Below are 17365 nucleotides of genomic sequence, written 5' to 3' on the forward strand. Positions count from 1 at the left end.
GATCCTTCCGCCATACACGCATCAGGAGAACCTTGTGAGCACCAAGAGCGCCCCCGTGCGGCGCCGTCGGGCGAGCTGGAGGCAGTGGGGGCCCGGCCTCCTCCTCATCTCGCCCTCGATCATCCTCGTCGGCGTCTTCGTCTACGGGATGATCGGGATCAACATCAACACCTCCCTGCTGGACATGCACACCGCCGGTCAGGTCTCCGGACGCAGAGGAACCACCGTCGTCGGGCTGAGCAACTTCGCGACCCTGTTCGGCAACCCGGACTTCCGGCACTCCTTCATCAACCTCGTCCTGTTCACCGTCACGTTCCTGGCCGGAACCCTCGTGGTCGGCTTCCTGTGGGCCTGGCTCCTGGACCGCCCCATCAAGGGGGAGGGGGTCTTCCGCTCCATCTTCCTGTTCCCCATGGCCGTGTCCTTCGTGGCCTCGGGCGTGGTGTGGCGGTGGCTGCTGAACTCTGCGCAGGGCGAGAGTGCCTCCGGGCTCAACCGTCTGTTCGAGATGACCGGTCTGAGGTTCCTGGAGAACTCATGGACCCAGAACACCACCTGGGGCATCCTGGCCATCGCGCTGCCGGCCGTGTGGCAGCTGGCCGGCTACGTCATGGCGCTCTTCCTGGCGGGCTTCCGTGGCATCCCCGACGACCTGCGCGAGGCCGCCCGGGTCGACGGTGCCAGCGAGTGGCAGCTCTACAAGTCGATCATCTTCCCCCAGCTGACCCCGATCGCCCTGAGTGCCGTGATCATCATCGGGCACATGTCCCTGAAGTCCTTCGACCTCATCATGTCGATCACGGACCAGCGGACATACTCCACCAAGGTCCCGGCCATCGACATGTTCAACTTCATGACCGACAACGACTACTCCAACGCCGCCGCCGTCGGCACGATACTTCTGGTTCTGGTCGCGATCGCCGTCATCCCCTACCTCATTCACGACGCCAAGGGCAGGAGGTGAGCGGCGATGGCACAGGCACTCACGACGCGCAGCCCGCGCCGCCCCGGCTGGGGGCAGACCGTCCGGTTCATCCTGCTGCTGGCCTCGGTGGTCCTCGTTCTCATCCCGGTCTACGTCCTGCTGGTGACCTCCTTCAAGGGCTCCGCCGACGCCGACCCCTCCCGCACCTGGTTCCTGCCCGAGGTCTGGGTCACCAAGAACTGGTCCAACGCCTGGAACCAGCTCAGCGGCGGGCTGCTGCGCTCGCTGGCCCTGGTCATCCCCTCCTCGATCATCTCGGCGATGCTGGGAAGTGCCAATGGCTTCGTGCTGTCTAAGTGGCGGTTCCCCGGGGCCAACGTGGTCTTCACCCTCATCCTGTTCGGCATGTTCATCCCCTACCAGGCCGTCATGATCCCGCTCATGCGACTGGTGACCAGCGCCGACCTGGGCTTCGGGATCCCTACGCTGATCCTCATGCACGTGGTCTACGGCATCCCGATCACGACACTCATCTTCCGCAACTACTACGAGACCATCCCGAACGAGCTCATCGAGGCCGCCCGGGTCGACGGTGCCGGCATGCTGCGCACCTACGCGTCGGTGGTCCTGCCGATCTCGGTGCCCAGCTTCGTCGTCGTCCTCATCTGGCAGTTCACCTCCGCCTGGAACGACTTCCTGTTCGCATTGTTCTTCGGTGGAGGGGCGCAGTCCGGGCCGGTGACGCTGGCACTCAACAACCTGGCCCACGGATCGATCCTGGCCGACTACGGGGCCTCCATGTCCGGCGCCCTCATCGCCTCGGTCCCCACCCTGGCGGTCTACATCCTGCTGGGCAAGTACTTCGTCGGCGGACTCATGGCCGGTTCGGTCAAGGGCTGAGTCCGGTCCGGTCTGCCGCTCCAGCTCTCGTGAGGGCCCGCAGACCTCCGCCATCGCATCCGGCTCCCGTCCCCGGCTTGGGGGCGGGAGCCGGATGTGATGAGATCGGGGTATGGCACGCCGCAGATCCAAGCGCCCCTACGGGCAGGGGCACATCCCCCTGAGCATGGACCGTCTCGCCTCCGTGCCGCGCACCCAGACCGGTCCCGGCGGGGCGGACTTCACCGTGCGCCACCTGCGCGGTGGGGACAAGTCCTACACCTGCCCCGGCTGCCACCGCGTCATTCCTGCTGGGACCGCGCACGTGGTGGCCTGGAGCAACGAGTCGCTCTTCGGAGCGGACCGGGGCCTGGAGGAGCGGCGCCACTGGCACACCTCCTGCTGGGAGCGCCGTCTCTGGTAGCCGGGAGGGCAGGAGGAACGCCGGCGGTCACACCAGCGGTTCGGGAGAGCGCTCCTCCCAGCCCGGCAGCAGGCGGTCCAGCGCGAAGCGCAGCGGCACGATATCCCCGTCACGTCCGCCTTCGCCGATGGTCATCGGCACAGGTTGGCTCTCGGGCCTGACCCCGCGTAGGCGCTGCCCCAGGCTCAGTGGCATCGACAGGACGTAGTAGCGCCCCTCCGTGTCGATACCGACCGTCTCATCGGCTCTCAGATACCAGCCGCGCAGCGGGGTGCGGGCACTGCCGCCCGCGTAGCCGCGCACCCGCAGAGGAACGTCCTCAAGGCCCTCCTTGCGTGCGACCCTGAGGAAGAGCCCCACGATGTGGGAGGCCCGGGTGTGCTCGGCATTCTGACGCTCCTGGAGCATGCGGGCCCGCTGGGCGGCCGCACGACGACGCGACGCCGCCCAGTCGGAGTTCGCTGAGTCACCAGAGCCGGAGCTGCTTGATGACTCCTCCCCGAGCCGGGCGGCGTCGTCGGCTGTCACGAGTGCGCCTCAGCGGCGTCCCTTGCCCTGCCGGGGGTGGCGGTTGCCGGCGTTACCGGATCCGCCCGAGCTCTTGCCGGGAGGTGGCACGTTCTCGATGCGGCCGGTGCCGCCCTTCTGGGCGTTCTTCGGGGCCGACTGCGCACCCGCCTGCTGGCCGCCGCCCGAGGCCGCAGTGGTCTTGTTCTCGGTCGGCGCGGGGGCCGCCGAGGTGGCCGACGGCGCGGAGGCGGCGCTGCTCGAGCCGGCGGAGCGCGCGCTGCCTGCGCTGCTGGATGCGGCCGGTTCTGCCGACTCGGCGGAGGACTGGTCCGAAGCCGGAGTCGGCTCCTGAGGCAGAGCAGCGACGTGGTCGCTGAAGGTGGGGGCCTGAGGCAGTGCCCCTCCCAGGACGCCGCGCATCTCGGTGAGGTAGGCGGCGACCGAGTCGCGCTGGCGCTCCAGCTCCTGGAGCTGACGGGCGGCCACCTGGGCGGTGACGTCGGCGTCCGCGCGGGCGTCGCTGACGATCTGCTCGGCCTCGATCCGGGCCTGTGCCAGAGTCTCCTCGGCCTGGGAGACCGCCTCCTCCTGGCGCTTGCGGGCCTCGGCGTCGGTGCGCGCGCGGACCTCCTCGGCCCGGGACAGCGCCTCCTGAAGACGCTCCTCGGCCTCCTGGGCCTGGATCTGGGCCTGCTCCTGCATCTCGCGGATGCGCTCGCGCGTGGCCTCGTGGGCGTCAGAGTCCTCCTGAGCGGCCTGCTCGTGGGCCGCGGCGATCTCCAGGGTGGCCTGCTGGCGCAGCTCGGTGGCCTCGGAGCGGGCTGCGGCCGCCTCGTCGGTGGCCGAACGACGCAGCGTCTCCGACTCGTTGCGCGCCGAGGTGAGGATCTCCTCGGCCTCGCGCTTGGCCTTGCCGACGGTCAGCTCGGCCTCCTGCTTGGCGGCCGAGAGGATCTCCTCGGCCTTCGCCGTGGAGGTCTTGTGCAGCTCGTCGGCCTCGGCCGCGGCCGCCTCGCGGTTGGCGGTGGCATCGCGCTCGGAGGTGATGGCGATCTCGGCGGCCTGCTTGCGGGCCTGGGACAGGACCAGCGCGGCCTCGCGCTCCGCGGTGGCTCGCATCTCGGTGACGGCTGCTTCGGCGTCGGCGGAGATCTGGGCGGCCTTGCGTGAGGCGGAGGAGACCAGCTCCTGGGCGCGGGCCTCGGCGTTGGCCAGGGCTGTCGAGGCCTCACCCTGGGAGCGGGTGCGCAGCTCGCTGGCCTCGCGGCGGGCGTCGGCGAGCAGGGTCGCCGCCTCTGAGGCGCTGCGTTCGGAGAGGTTCTTGGCGTTGGTGCGGGTCCGGGTCAACAGGGCGTCGGCCTCGGCATTGGCCTTGGACAGGACGGAGGCGCTCTGCTCCTCGGCGCTGCGAAGCAGCTGCTCGATCCGTGAGCCCAGGCCGGCGTAGGTCGGTTTGTCGGACTCCCGCAGCCGGCGCTGGGCGTCAGCCAGCTCGCCGGCCAGGGTCATGGCGCGCTGGTCAAGGCTGGCCACCTCGCGACGCGCGTCGGCCAGCTGGCGTGAGAGCTGCTCCAGCTTCCGGTCGACCTGGGCGCGGTCGTAGCCGCGCATCGTGATGGCAAACTCGCTGTATTCCTCAGCCACGTCGGGTTCCTCCTCCTGGCGAGCCGGGGACGCTCACCACCAGGCCAAGCCTAACGATTGGGTGTGATCGGGAAGGTAACCACGAAAGTGTGACCATGCGCACAGAGGGATGGTGGTGATTCAGTTCTCCTGGCCCCGTGAGAGGGGTGGCGGATGGTGACGCCGATGGTCTGCCGGGAAGCATCCGATCTCGCGCGAGCGTTTCTCCGCGCGTTCCTCCGGCTGCGCTTCGAGACAAGGGCGTTGCTCGGTGGGCCGGTGGGGCACTTTCTGCTGGTGGAGTCTCGGGAGATATCGCTTCGCTCAGCGCGTGTCTTCTTGTGATCTTGCGCTGAGGTCGGTGCGGTCGCGGGGTCCTCCATGCGATTCTGGTTCCTAGGCGGGCGCACGGTGAGCGCTCGCAGCGATACCCGGCTCCGTAGCCGGTCGTCGTCAACCGTGTCCGCGAGCATAGGAGACCCGCGTCGTGAGTCGACGTATCTTGAGCGTGGCGGTGACCGTCCTCGGGCTGGTCCTCGTCGCCCTGGCCGTTTGCTCGGCCACCATCTGGAAACCCAGCTCCAAGGTCGAGGCGAAGCTCGCCTCCGGTCCTTCTCAGCCCTACGTCATCACAGCCCCCGGGGTCCTCAGTGGCGCGGAGTCCGACGTCGTCGTGACCGCGAGCTCCTCCGATGGCAAGGAGGTCCACCTCTTCGTGGCCAGGGCGGCCGACCTTGACGCCTGGATGAGCCCTGACGCCGATAATGCGCTGCCCCACACGGTGGTCACCGGTATCGACACCGACGCCGGAACCCTGTCCTCCAGGGACGAGACCCAGTACTGCCCCCCTGCCAACGCCACTCCCGCTCCTTCCACGGCCGCCCCTTCTGCGGCGGCGTCCTCGCAGCCATCCGCCTCCTCGCAGCCATCCCCTTCCGCGCAGGCCGGTGCCTCGAAGTGCTCGGAGCGCAAGGCCAAGGCCGTGACCGCCTCGGGCTCCGACATCTGGCTGGGGGAGAAGACCGGCGGCTCGTCGGTCACCTTCAATACCGCGGAGGACGCTGACCGCGCCATGCTGCCGCGTAAGAACGTCGACGAGCAGGTCGTCCTCATGGCCATGACCGATGGCAAGGCCCCGGCTCCCAGCCTGACCGTCTCCTGGACGCGGCAGGTGGAGACCCCCTGGTACTTCTATGGGGGGCTGGGTCTGGGTGGCCTCTTCGTGCTCGTGGGGGCCTTCCTGTTCTTCATCGACCTCCAGCTGCGCCGCGCCAACGTCGATCGGCGGACCCGTTCCGCCGAGCGGGCGGCCCGCATCGCCAACGCCGACTCCGTCTCCACCGAGGGCATCCCTCAGGTGGACGATCCCGACCGACGCCTGACCCGCCGAGAGCTGCGGGACAAGGAGCGTGCCGAGGCATCGGGCGAACCCTGGACCGACCCGCGCACGGGCCGTGTCTACCTCGACGGCATCGAGACCTCCTCCGTCTCCCAGGCGTCTGAGGCGCTTCCCGCCGACGGATACGACTTTGGCCCCGCTGCCGGGCTCAGTGGTGGGACGAGTGGCGGGCTCGGTGACGGACCTGACGGCGCCTACGGTGAGGGCCACGGCGGTCAGGGCGACCATGCGGTTGCTGGGGTCGCCCGAGGCGCCTCGGTCGTTCCCGGTCTTGATGAGGCCGCCACCCAGGAGCACCGAGCCGCCCGGGAGCCGGAGGGCCTCCAGGACGGTGAGGCGCTGGCGATCACCACGGATGCCGTCAACGTGCCCGACTCGTCGGCTCGCCCCAACCCCCCGGCTCTCAGTGATGCTGCCGCCGGCGCCGGTCACATGGCCGTGGGCGTCGACCAGCTCGCCGACCAGCCCTCCGAGGTCCAGGACCACTCCCGTTTCGCGCCGCCGGAGTACCGCACCAGCCACGTGGCAGGCGATACCGGTGCGCCGTCCTTCGAGACTGACACCGCTGAGCCCCAGGACGTAGAGGCCTCGGCCCCGTCGAAGGACCCCAGTGTCCAGGTGCCGACCGGATTCGCCCAGCCGGAGGTGACCGACGTGTCGCTGAGCTGGAGTGAGCAGGAGGTCGAGCCGTCGAAGGGGACCCCCTTCTCGCCGAGCAGCTTCGGTGACTCCTCAGCGACGTCGACCACCGTGTCCTGGCCCTCCTACTCCGACGGCGTCGAGCTGCCTCCCGAGGCTGACCCCGCCGTCATCCAGGCCGTCGACGCCGAGCCACTTGCCGAACCAGACCCAACCGCGGACCCCGACAACCAGGAGCGCGCATGATGTCCACCCGTCGAGCCTTTCTGAGTGCAGGCGGTGCCTCCGCCCTCGCCCTGAGCCTGGCCGCCTGTTCGCGGTCCCAGCCCAAGACCGCCGAGACCCAGGCCTCCGGTACACCGATCGCCGAGCCCGTCCTCAACGACAAGCAGCTCGCCGAGATCCTCCAGCGCGTCCAGACCGGCCTGGCGACGGCGGACAAGGAGAAGAATGCGGACAAGGTCAAGGAGGTCATGTCCGGGCCGGCTGCTCGGATCCGTGCCGCGGAGTACGCCACCGCCTCCGCCAGTGGGAACGACTCGTTCATCCACGCCATGACCACGAAGATCCAGGGCGGGGGAGTGGGACAGACCGTCGGTTTCCCCCGTAACGCCGCCGTCGCCTCGGAGGGTGACAAGAGCGTCTCGATCATCTCCCTGGAGCAGGGCTCGGCCCGGGACCAGTTCAAGGTGTGGGCCTGGGTGCAGGGATTCGCCGCGCAGGCGAGCATTCCCGTGCTGACCAAGCAGTCGGCCCAGCGTGCCAAGCAGGTGACGGCCGAGTCCACCGGGCTGGTCGCCACCCCCAAGGCGGTCCTCGACTCCTATGTCGACGCGCTCAACCACCCCGACGGCGAGAACGGCAAGGCCTTCCCCGAGGACAACCTGCGTCGAAAGGTTCAAGACGCCCGAAAGACCGACCTGAGCAACTACGGGGAAGTGACCGTGACGGCGGTCCCCGGTCAGGACGGGTTCCAAGGCCTCCAGCTGGAGGAGGGGGACGGCGGGGCGCTGGTCTTCACCACCTTGTCCTTCACAGTGGTCTACAAGCGCACTGTTGATGGCTCCGACCTCACCTTGCAGGGCGACGTCGCCGCCCACATGGGTGGCAACCAGAAGATCGTCGGTACCGTCACCGCCACCTACGACTCCATGGTCGCCTTCTCCATCCCCAAGGAGGGAAGTGGCGAGAAGGTGACCGTTCTGGGCGCCGAGACAGCGCTCATGAAGGTGGATCGGGATGATTCCAAGACGCCCGCCCCCACGGCGTCGGCCAAACCGTCCTGATCGCCGCTGATCCCCGGCCCGGCTCCGTGACCGCTCGGAGTCGGGCCGCTGGTGCGCCCAGGCCTCTGATCAGCATGAGGCCCGGCAACCGCGCCGGCGCGCAAGGACACCGAAAGACCCAGACCATTGAAGCAACCGGGCTGCGGCCCGAGGAAGGCAGAGCCTCCATGAGCATGTTCGGCGCCGTCGACCTGTCCAGTTTCGCCCCCGCCAAACCTGCCGGCCCAACCGGTGGGACCCCGAGCCCTGCCACGAAGGGCCCCGCAGGAGCGGCAGGGGCCGGCCTGCAGGTGCCGCTCGTCGTCGACGTCGACGCCTCCAGTCTGCGCGACGTCGCGGAGGTCTCGACCCAGGTCCCCGTCATCGTCGTCCTGCACAGTCCGCGCAGCCAGGCCAGTGCCGATCTCGCCACCGTCCTGGAGCAGCTCGCCGGTCAGTACGCCGGCCGCTTCCAGCTGGCGCGCGTGAACGTGGATACCGCCCCGGAGGTCGCTCAGGCCCTCCAGGCTCAGGCCGTTCCCACGGTTGTGGCCCTCATCGCGGGCCAGCCGGTGCCGATGTTCCAGGGGGCGGTGCCCCAGGAGCAGCTGGGCTCGGTCATCGACCAGCTGCTGGAAGTGGCGGCCGCCAACGGTGTCAACGGCACCATCGCCGTCGACGGCGCGGCCGGCGCCGACACTCAGGCAGAGCCTGAGGAGACAGAGGTCGAGCGGGCCGCCCGCGATGCCATCGAGGCCGGGGACTTCGCCGCTGCCGAGGAGGTGTACACCCACGCCATTGCCCAGAACCCGGGCGACGACGACCTCAAGGTGGCCCGCAACCAGGTACGCCTCATGGCCCGGCTGGACGGCCAGGACCCCCACGAACTCCTGGCGGCGGCAGATGCCGCGCCCACGGATCTTGCTGCGGCCCTGGCCGGTGCCGACGCCGCTCTGGCCCTGGGTGACGTCAGCGCCGCTCTGGGGCGCGCGCTGGAGGCCGTGCGCACCCACGCGGGGGAGGAGCGGGAGACGGCCCGGCTGCGACTGCTCGAGCTCTTCGAGGTCATCGGCTCCACCTCACCGGAGGTCGCCCAGGCCCGTCGCCGCCTGGCCGCCATGCTCTACTGAGCCGCTGAGCCCTGCTGAGGATCTGGCAGCACCCAGCGCATACGGAGTAGCGCCCCTCACCAGTGCGGTGAGGGGCGCTCGCTCATGCCTTGACGATCAGGCGATCGGCTCGGGGTCGATCTTCCAGACCTCACGGGCGTAGTCGCTGATGGTGCGGTCGGAGGAGAAGCGGCCCGAGCGGGTGATGTTCACCCAGGCCTTGCGCTGCCAGGCGCGGGTGTCGGCGTAGTCGGCCGCCATGGCGTCCTTGGTCTCGCGGTAGGAGGCGAAGTCGCCCAGGACGTAGTAGACGTCGGCCGGCTCGTAGGAGGGCTCCAGGAGGCTGCGGCGCAGGTCGGCGAACCAGCCCGAGCCGTTGTCGTCGAGGGTGCCGTCGGTGAAGGCGTCCAGGACGCGCTTGAGACCGGGGACGTTCTCGTAGTGCCACACGGGGTCGTAGCTCTCACGCAGGGAGGGCAGCTCGTCCTCGGTGGCGCCGAAGATGTAGGCGTTGTCGTCACCGACGGCCTCCAGGATCTCCACGTTGGCGCCGTCGAGCGTGCCCAGGGTCAGGGCTCCGTTCATCATGAACTTCATGTTGGAGGTGCCCGAGGCCTCCTTGCCGGCCATCGAGATCTGCTCGGAGACGTCGGCGGCCGGGATGATGTGCTCGGCCGGGGAGACGTTGTAGTTGTGGACGAAGACGACCTTGATGGTCTGGGAGACCACGGGGTCGTTGTTGACCAGGTCGGCGATGGCGTTGATGAGCTTGATGATGCCCTTGGCCCGGATGTACCCGGGAGCCGCCTTCGCCCCGAAGATGAAGACGCGCTTGGGGACCTGCAGGCTCGGGTCCTGCTTCATGCGGAAGTAGAGGTCCAGGATGTAGATGGCGTTGAGCAGCTGGCGCTTGTACTCGTGGAGGCGCTTGATCTGGACGTCGAAGATCGCCTCCGGGTCGATCTCGATCCCCTCGCGCTGGGCGATCCAGGCGGCGAAGTCCACCTTGTTGGCGTGCTTGATCTCCGCCAGACGGTCGTAGATGGACTCGTCCACGGAGTCGGTGTGCTCGGCCAGGACGGTGAGGTCCTTGACCCAGGTGTCCGAGCCGGTGACCTCGTCCAGGAGTGCTGACAGGCGCGGGTTGCACTGGCGCAGCCAGCGGCGCGGGGTGACGCCATTGGTCTTGTTGTTGAAGCGCTCGGGCCAGATGGCGTGCCACTCGCCCAGGGTCTCGCGCTTGATGATCTCGGTGTGCAGCGCGGCGACGCCGTTGATGGAGTAGGAGGCGTAGCAGGCGATCCACGCCATGTGCACCTTGTTCCCGGAGATGGGGGCCATGTAGTCGATGGTGCCCTGCTCCAGGCCGCGCTCGGCCATCTCGATACGGAAGCGGCGGTCGATCTCGCGAACGATCTCCGTGATGCGCGGGAAGAGGCGGTCGAAGATGGAGATCTCCCAGGTCTCCAGGGCCTCGGCCAGCACCGTGTGGTTGGTGTAGGCGAAGGTCTTGGTGACCACCTTCCAGGCCTCCTCCCAGCCCAGGTGGTGCTCGTCCAGAAGGATGCGCATGAGCTCGGGGATGGCGAGCACCGGGTGGGTGTCGTTGAGCTGGATGGCGTTGTAGTCGGCGAATCCGGACAGGTCCTCACCGTGGTGGCTGACGTAGTTGTCAACGATCTGCTGGAGGGAGGCCGAGCAGAAGAAGTACTGCTGGCGCACCCGCAGGACCTTGCCCTCGTAGGTGGTGTCGTTGGGGTAGAGGACGCGGGAGATGTCCGAGGTGCGCTCGCGCTCGACGATCGCCTCGGTGAAGCGCTGGGAGTTGAAGGCGTCGTAGTCGAACTCCTCGAGCGGCTCGGCCTTCCACAGGCGCAGGGTCCCCACGTTCTTGGTGCCGTAGCCGGTGATCGGCATGTCGTAGGGGATGGCGCGCACGGTCATGTCCTGGTATCGCACCAGGCGCTGGGCCTCCTCGTGGCGGATGACGAAGGGGTAGCCCTCCTCCATCCAGGGGTCGGGGTGCTCGGTCTGGAAGCCGTCCTCGAAGAGCTGCTTGAACAGCCCGTAGCGGTAGAGGATGCCGAAGCCGTTGACCGGCAGGTCGAGGGTGGCGCAGGAGTCGAGGAAGCAGGCGGCCAGGCGTCCCAGACCGCCGTTGCCCAGAGCGGCGTCGGGCTCCTGCTCCAGGACGTCGGTGAGGTTGACGCCGAAGGAGCCGACGGCCTCGCGCGCCTCGTCGACCATCCCCAGGTTGGAGAGGTTGTTGAGCAGGGCGCGGCCCATGAGGAACTCGGCGGAGAAGTAGTGCTCCTGGCGTCCGGCGCTGTACTTCTGCTCAGTGGCGTACCAGTCGTCCGCAATGGTGTCGACGACGGCGGCGGACAGGCCCTGCCAGACCTCCATGAGGGTGGCCGCGGTGGCGGGTCGACCGGATACGGCGCGCACCTGCGCGGGGGCGCTCGTGACCAGCTTCTGTGTCATTCTTCTTCCCTTGTCAGGCATCGTGGTCGCCGACTGCAAGAGTCTTGCATCGGACTGAAATATCGTACATCGACGGGGGCAGGACCGACCGGAGCGCGCAGGGAGCACAAGGCGCCGGAGGCCGCGCGCCTGTGCGAGACATAGCCCAGACTACCGGCTCATAGGTGATGGTGGTGGGCCGAGTTCAAGGATCTGATCACGTTATGAGCAGCAGACCGCGGTGGGGTGAGAGGCTCATGCCTCTCACCCCACCGCGGTGCGTGGTTTCAGCCCGGGTCAGTCCTGAGTCGGACGCAGGAAGACCGCTCCCATCGGGGGGACCCGCAGGCGCACCGAGGCCGGACGCCCGTTCCAGGGCAGGTCCTCGGCCTCGACATGGCCCAGGTTTCCCACGCCGGAGCCGCCGTACTCCTCGGAGTCGGTGTTGAGGACCTCCTCCCAGTCCCCGGCGAAGGGCAGGCCCACCCGGTAGCCCTCGTGCGGGGTGCCGGCGAAGTTGATGATGCAGACCATCAGGTCGGCCCGCCCGTCGGCGTCGGTCCCCTTGCGCAGGTAGGACAGGACGTTGTGGTCGCCGTCGCCGGCCTCGATCCACTCGAATCCTCGGTGGGAGAAGTCCTCGGACCACAGGGCCGGTGAGTTCCGGTAGAGGTGGTTCAGGTCGCTGACCAGGGCGAGCAGGCCCTGGTGACCGGGATCGTCCAGGATCCACCAGTCCAGGGACGTGTCCGCGTTCCACTCGGTTCCCTGGCCGAACTCCTGCCCCATGAACAGCAGCTGCTTGCCCGGGTGGGACCACTGGTAGGCGTACAGGGCGCGCAGGCCCGCCAGCTCCTGCCAGGGGTCGCCGGGCATCTTGGACAGAAGGGAGCCCTTGCCGTGGACGACCTCATCGTGGCTCAGCGGCAGGATGAACTGCTCGGAGAAGGCGTAGACGAGGGAGAAGGTCAGCTCTCCGTGGTGGTAGCGGCGGTTGACCGGGTCCTCCGCGAGGTAGCGCAGGGTGTCGTTCATCCACCCCATGTTCCACTTCAGTCCGAAGCCCAGGCCGCCGTACTCGGTGGGGGCGGTGACGCCGGGCCAGGCCGTGGACTCCTCTGCGGCCATGAGGATGCCGGGGTTCTTCCGGTAGGCGGTGGCGGTGGCCTCCTGCAGGAAGCTGATGGCCTCCAGGTGCTCGCGGCCGCCGAACTGGTTGGGGTGCCACTGGCCGTCCTGGCGCGAGTAGTCCAGGTAGAGCATGGAGGCCACGGCGTCGACGCGCAGGCCGTCGGCGTGGAACTCCTGGAGCCAGTACAGGGCGTTGGCGACCAGGAAGTTGCGCACCTCGTTGCGTCCGAAGTTGAACACGTAGGTGCCCCAGTCGGGGTGCTCGCCGCGCTGCGGGTCGGGGTCCTCGTACAGCGGGGTGCCGTCGAAGCGGGCCAGGGCCCACTCGTCCTTGGGGAAGTGGGCGGGCACCCAGTCCAGGATGACGCCGATGCCGGCCTGGTGGAGCCGGTCCACCAGGTAGCGGAAGTCGTCCGGGGTGCCGAAGCGCGAGGTGGGTGCGTAGTAGCTGGTGACCTGGTAGCCCCAGGAGCCGCCGAAGGGGTGCTCGGCCACCGGCAGGAACTCCACGTGGGTGAAGCCGGCCTCCTTGACGTAGGGGACCAGCTCCTCGGCCAGGCCGCGGAAGCCCAGTCCCTGACGCCACGAGCCGATGTGGACCTCGTAGATGCTCATCGGTCCGCTGTGGGGGTCGGTGGAGGCGCGCTTGGCCATCCACTCCTGGTCCTCCCACTCGTGGAACTGGTCGGTGACCACCGAGGCGGTGGCCGGGGGGACCTCGGTGGCGCGGGCCATCGGGTCGGCCTTCTGGTGCCAGGAGCCGTCGGCGAAGCAGAGCTCGAACTTGTATCGTGCACCGACTCCGACGCCGGGCACGAACAGCTCCCACACGCCGGAGGAGCCCAGGGAGCGCATGGCGGTGGCGGTGCCGTCCCAGTAGTTGAAGTCGCCGACGACGCGCACGGCGCGGGCGTTGGGGGCCCACACGGCGAAGGCGGTTCCCTCGACCTCGCCCATGGGGCCGTCGTAGTGCTTGACGTGGGCGCCCAGGACCTCCCACAGCTCCTCGTGGCGGCCCTCGGAGATGAGGTAGGTGTCCATCTCACCCAGGGTCGGCATGTAGCGGTAGGGGTCGTCGACGGTGGTGGTCTCGTCGCCGTAGGTGACCTTGATGCGGTAGTCGGGGATCTCCTGGCCGGGCAGGACCGCCACCCACACGCCGTCCTGCTCATGAGTGGCCGGGTGGGTGCCGTCCTTAGTGACGACGACGACGTCGTCGGCCAGGTGACGGACGGTGCGGATGGTGACTCCGTTCTCGCCGACGTGGGCGCCCAGGACCTCGTGCGGGTCGTGGTAGCGCGCGTAGGCGACGTCAGCCAGAATCCAGGGGTCCACAGGGGCAGGGGCGAGGTCCTTCTCAGGTGTGTTGGCGCTCATACAGCAACTCTTCCATGCGTTGGTGAATAACGGGTGCTTTTGGACGTCGAACCGATGGGGATGAGGGGAATGGAGGATCGTTGCGTGCTCAGCCCTCCGTGTGCTTGGACAGGACCGACTCGATCCCCGCCATGGGAATGCCCAGCCAGTCGGGACGGTTGCGGGCCTCGTAGACGGCCTCGTAGAGGGCCTTGTCCAGCTCCAGACAGGTCAGGACCGTCTGGTACGAGGCCTCGGCCTGCTCCTCAGTGCTGGCCGTGGCCGGCGACGGGTCCTGCGAGCCGGTCTCCTGGCGCCCCAGGCGGTAACCCTCCTCGAAGGCGGAGCGCACGGCGGGGAGCCAGTCGGGGTGGGGGGCCTTGCCGACGGCGGCGGCGTAGTCGAAGGAGCGCAGCATGCCGGCCACGTCCCGGACCGGCAGGTCAGGGTCGGAGCGCTGGGCCAGGGGGCGCAGGGGCTCGCCCTCGAAGTCCAGGACGTACCAGCGCTGCTGGCCGCCGATCTCGTGAAGCACCTGCCCCAGGTGGTAGTCGCCGTGGATGCGGGTGGCCGGCTCCAGGGCCTGGAGCGCCTCGAGCCGCTCCAGGGTCTGCTCCACCTTGAGCTCCAGGGCCCGGATGTGGCCGGAGAGCTCGGGGACCTCCTCCAGCGCCCACCGGGCGCGCTTGCGCAGGGAGGCGGCGAGCTCGGTCGGCGTTGGCGGCCGGCTCGTGCCCAGGGAGGCGGCCAGGTGGTGGTGCATCTGCGCGGTCGTGCGTCCCAGATCCTGGGCCAGGTCCAGGGCCCGGGCCCGCACCGGTCCGTCGACGTCGTCGGTGGAGGCCAGTGAGCAGAACAGCTCGAAGCCGTCGTCGGCGCGGGGGACGAAGCTGCAGGCGACGGCCGAGTCGGTGGACTCCTCCAGGGCGGGCTGGCCGCAGCCGCCCATGCGCGTCCAGGTCATGGTGGACCAGGCCACCGGCGTGGGCACCCGGTCCCAGCCGCTGCGGGCCAGGGCCACCGACAGCTCCACGTCGGGATTGCGCCCGTGCTCCAGGACCCGCAGGAGCTTGACGATGAGGTCACCGGTGGCGGCGTCCTGCTCCCCAAGAGCCTCGGCGGGGTCGGAAGGGGCCGGCAGGATGACGGAGGTGTTGGACTGCTCCCCGGTGGTCACCCGCAGCCTCGGCGCCCGCTGGGCGATGGCCAGGGCTCCGGCCTCGCTCAGGACGGTGCCCGCCTTCAGCGTGCTCAGGGCCCAGGCCCGCCAGAAGGCCGGGTGGTGGGCGCCGTCGACGAGCGCCACCTGCGTGGGTGACCCCTGAGAGCCGGTGGTCACCAGCAGGCCGTGGTTGCCGGGTGCCTCACCGGGGGTGGCGAAGGAGTCGAGCGCCTCGGCGGCCTCCAGGACCACCGGTACGTGCAGCAGCACCATCCCGTCGCGGTGACCGGTCTCGGCCTGGTTGCCCCGTAGGGCGGCGATGACGAGGTCTCGCACCCCCTCCTCCGGCTCCCAGGTTGCGATCACGCGCAGGGAGCCCAGGGGCGGTGCGGCGTCCCCCTTGAGCGGGAACCAGCGCCGTTGGAGCATCCACGGTTCCAGCGCAGCGAGGATCTCGGCATTGGTGGGCCAGGTCGACGGGGCCTGGGCGCTGCGCAGGGAGTGTGCCGGCACGGTGGCGGGCTGCGGTGCGGCGGAGATCGGTTCGTTTGGCATCAGACTTCCTCGGTCGGGTGGTTGTCGTGGTCGCCCTGGGGGGCGTCGTCGGGCTCAGTCCGGTCAACGGACAGCCAGTAGTATCCGCGCGCTCCCAGCGTCAGGGTGAGGCGGCCGCGCTCGTCAACGGGCGGGAAGGCGCAGCCCCCGAACAGATCCGTGGTGCCCCTGCCCGCCAGCTCAGGAGCCTCGATCGTCACCGACCGGGGGGTGGCCGAGAGGTTGGAGACGCACAGAAGGGTCTCTGCCCCCTCCACCGGCGCCTCGTCGCAGCGCGTGTGCGCCAGGACGGCGTCATCGCTGGTGGGGCGCAGGAGGAAGTTCCCGCGACCCAGCACGGGATGGGCGCGGCGCAGGTGCAGGATCCGCCGGGTGAACTGCAGCAGCGAGTCGGGCCGGGCCATCTCAGTGGCCACCGTCAGGTGCGCGTAGCCGGGGGCCTGGATGAGCGGAAGCGTCAGGGCGCCCGGGTCGACCACTGAGGAGAAGCCCATGTTGGGGGAGTCGTCCCACTGCATGGGGGTGCGCACGGCGTCGCGGTCCTCCAGCCAGATGTTCTCGCCCATGCCGATCTCGTCGCCGTAGTAGAGACAGGGACTTCCCGGCAGCGACAGGAGCAGGGCGTAGGCCAGCTCCACCTCGGCGCGCGAGGCGTCCAGGAGTGGGGCCAGGCGGCGCCGGATCCCGATGTTGGCGCGCATGCGCTCCTCGGGGGCGTACCAGGCGTACATCTGGTCGCGCTCGGCGTCGGTGACCATCTCCAGGGTCAGCTCATCGTGATTGCGCAGGAAGGTCCCCCACTGCCCGTGGGCGGGGATGTCGGGGGTCTTCTCCAGCACCCAGCGGATGGCCTCGGCCGAGCCCTGCCGCAGTGCGTAGAAGATGCGCGGCATGACCGGGAAGTGGAAGCACATGGTGCACTCGGGCGCCTCCTCGGTGCCGAAGTACTCCACGACGTCCTCGGGCCACTGGTTGGCCTCGGCCAGCGTGATGGTCCCGGGGAACTCCCGATCGAGCATCTCGCGGATGCCGGCGATGATCTCGTGGGTGCCGGCCAGGTTCTCGCAGTTGGTGCCCTCCGACTCGGTCAGGTAGGGGATGGCGTCGAGGCGGAAGCCGTCCACCCCGGTGCGCGCCCAGAAGCGGATGACGTCGTGGATCGCCTCGATGACCGCCGGGTTGCGGTAGTTGAGGTCGGGCTGGTGGGAGAAGAAGCGGTGCCAGTAGAACTGGCCTCGCTCGACGTCGTAGGCCCAGTTCGACTCCTCGGTGTCCACGAAGATGATGCGGGCGTCGTCGTAGCCGGAGTCGTCGTCGGCCCACACGTAGAAGTCCCCGTAGGGGCCCTCGGGGTCCGAGCGGGAGGCCTGGAACCAGGGGTGGGCGTCGGAGGTGTGGTTGACGACCATGTCGATGACGATGCGGATCCCGCGCTGATGGGCCTGGTGGACCAGCTCGCGGAAGTCCTCCATCGTTCCGTAGCGCGGGTCGATGGCCGTGTAGTCGGAGATGTCGTAGCCGCCGTCACGGATGGGCGAGGGGTAGAAGGGCGGGATCCACACGCAGTCCACGCCCAGCCACGCCAGGTAGTCCAGGCGGGAGATGAGCCCGCGCAGGTCCCCGATGCCGTCGCCGTCGGAGTCGGCGAAGGAGCGCAGCAGCGCCTCGTAGAAGACGGCTGTGCGGAACCACTCGGGGTCCGCGCTGATACCGGGGCGGGCCTGGGCCGGTAGGGCCGGCACCCCGGGGATTGGCGGGGCCACCGCCAGCGGCATGGGGATCCCGCTGCTGGGGGTGGGGATCGCCGACATCTGGGCCGCCACGGGCGCCGTGACGGGCACGCCCGCCGCGGGCGGACCGAAGGCTCCCCCCGGCGCCGCGGTTGGAGTCTCTTTGCCGGGGGGCACCTGGGCAGTACTCATCGG

Annotated in this window: 12 protein-coding genes; 6 read left to right on the plus strand and 6 right to left on the minus strand. The window is 69.2% G+C overall.

Annotation, left to right across the window (positions count from 1 at the left end):
- Positions 1-34: 34 nt before the first annotated feature.
- From RIV12_RS03760 to RIV12_RS03770, 3 genes are all read left to right on the plus strand, one after another.
- Entirely contained in the window at positions 35-964 is a 930-nt protein-coding gene (locus RIV12_RS03760; protein ID WP_309322216.1) for a carbohydrate ABC transporter permease, read from the plus strand.
- 6 nt (positions 965-970) lie between these two features.
- On the plus strand, positions 971-1825 hold the full coding sequence (locus RIV12_RS03765; protein WP_309322218.1) for a carbohydrate ABC transporter permease: 855 nt from the start codon (positions 971-973) through the stop codon (positions 1823-1825).
- Positions 1826-1937: 112 nt separating this feature from the next.
- Positions 1938-2228 (plus strand): hypothetical protein, encoded by a 291-nt coding sequence (locus tag RIV12_RS03770; protein ID WP_070659509.1) that lies wholly within the window; start codon positions 1938-1940, stop codon positions 2226-2228.
- Between the two features lie 27 nt (positions 2229-2255).
- Here RIV12_RS03770 and RIV12_RS03775 read toward each other — a convergent pair whose 3' ends face one another.
- Together RIV12_RS03775 and RIV12_RS03780 are read right to left on the minus strand one after the other, a co-directional pair.
- Positions 2256-2756 carry a hypothetical protein gene (locus RIV12_RS03775; RefSeq protein WP_309322222.1) on the minus strand — a complete coding sequence of 167 codons (501 nt, stop codon included), beginning with the start codon at positions 2754-2756 and terminating at the stop codon, positions 2256-2258.
- Positions 2757-2765: 9 nt separating this feature from the next.
- Positions 2766-4382 carry a DivIVA domain-containing protein gene (locus RIV12_RS03780; RefSeq protein WP_309322224.1) on the minus strand — a complete coding sequence of 539 codons (1617 nt, stop codon included), beginning with the start codon at positions 4380-4382 and terminating at the stop codon, positions 2766-2768.
- Positions 4383-4848: 466 nt separating this feature from the next.
- Here RIV12_RS03780 and RIV12_RS03785 point away from each other — a divergent pair, with 466 nt between their 5' ends.
- The 3 genes from RIV12_RS03785 (at position 4849) to RIV12_RS03795 (ending at position 8794) form a co-directional block, all read left to right on the plus strand.
- On the plus strand, positions 4849-6645 hold the full coding sequence (locus RIV12_RS03785) for a hypothetical protein (RefSeq protein WP_309322226.1): 1797 nt from the start codon (positions 4849-4851) through the stop codon (positions 6643-6645).
- A complete protein-coding gene (locus RIV12_RS03790) occupies positions 6642-7685 on the plus strand; it encodes a DUF8094 domain-containing protein (protein WP_309322228.1) in 1044 nt (347 codons plus the stop codon). The genes RIV12_RS03785 and RIV12_RS03790 overlap by 4 nt, the downstream gene beginning before the upstream one ends.
- Before the next feature lie 167 nt (positions 7686-7852).
- Positions 7853-8794: a tetratricopeptide repeat protein gene (locus RIV12_RS03795; protein WP_309322230.1), complete on the plus strand. Its 942-nt coding sequence runs from the start codon at positions 7853-7855 to the stop codon at positions 8792-8794.
- A gap of 96 nt (positions 8795-8890) precedes the next feature.
- Here the strand turns inward: RIV12_RS03795 and RIV12_RS03800 are convergent, their stop codons facing one another.
- The 4 genes from RIV12_RS03800 to treS all read right to left on the minus strand — a co-directional run bounded on the left by RIV12_RS03800 (position 8891) and on the right by treS (position 17362).
- Positions 8891-11257 carry a glycogen/starch/alpha-glucan phosphorylase gene (locus tag RIV12_RS03800; RefSeq protein ID WP_309322232.1) on the minus strand — a complete coding sequence of 789 codons (2367 nt, stop codon included), beginning with the start codon at positions 11255-11257 and terminating at the stop codon, positions 8891-8893.
- Between the two features lie 276 nt (positions 11258-11533).
- Positions 11534-13744, minus strand: coding sequence for a 1,4-alpha-glucan branching protein GlgB (gene glgB, locus RIV12_RS03805; RefSeq protein WP_309322234.1), 2211 nt, complete (start codon positions 13742-13744; stop codon positions 11534-11536).
- 88 nt (positions 13745-13832) lie between these two features.
- Positions 13833-15440: a phosphotransferase gene (locus tag RIV12_RS03810; protein WP_309322236.1), complete on the minus strand. Its 1608-nt coding sequence runs from the start codon at positions 15438-15440 to the stop codon at positions 13833-13835.
- Positions 15440-17362: a maltose alpha-D-glucosyltransferase gene (gene treS / locus RIV12_RS03815; RefSeq protein ID WP_428978911.1), complete on the minus strand. Its 1923-nt coding sequence runs from the start codon at positions 17360-17362 to the stop codon at positions 15440-15442. The genes RIV12_RS03810 and treS overlap by 1 nt, the downstream gene beginning before the upstream one ends.
- Positions 17363-17365 lie beyond the last annotated feature (3 nt).

This window comes from Actinomyces stomatis, assembly GCF_031292835.1.
GTDB lineage: Bacteria > Actinomycetota > Actinomycetes > Actinomycetales > Actinomycetaceae > Actinomyces > Actinomyces stomatis.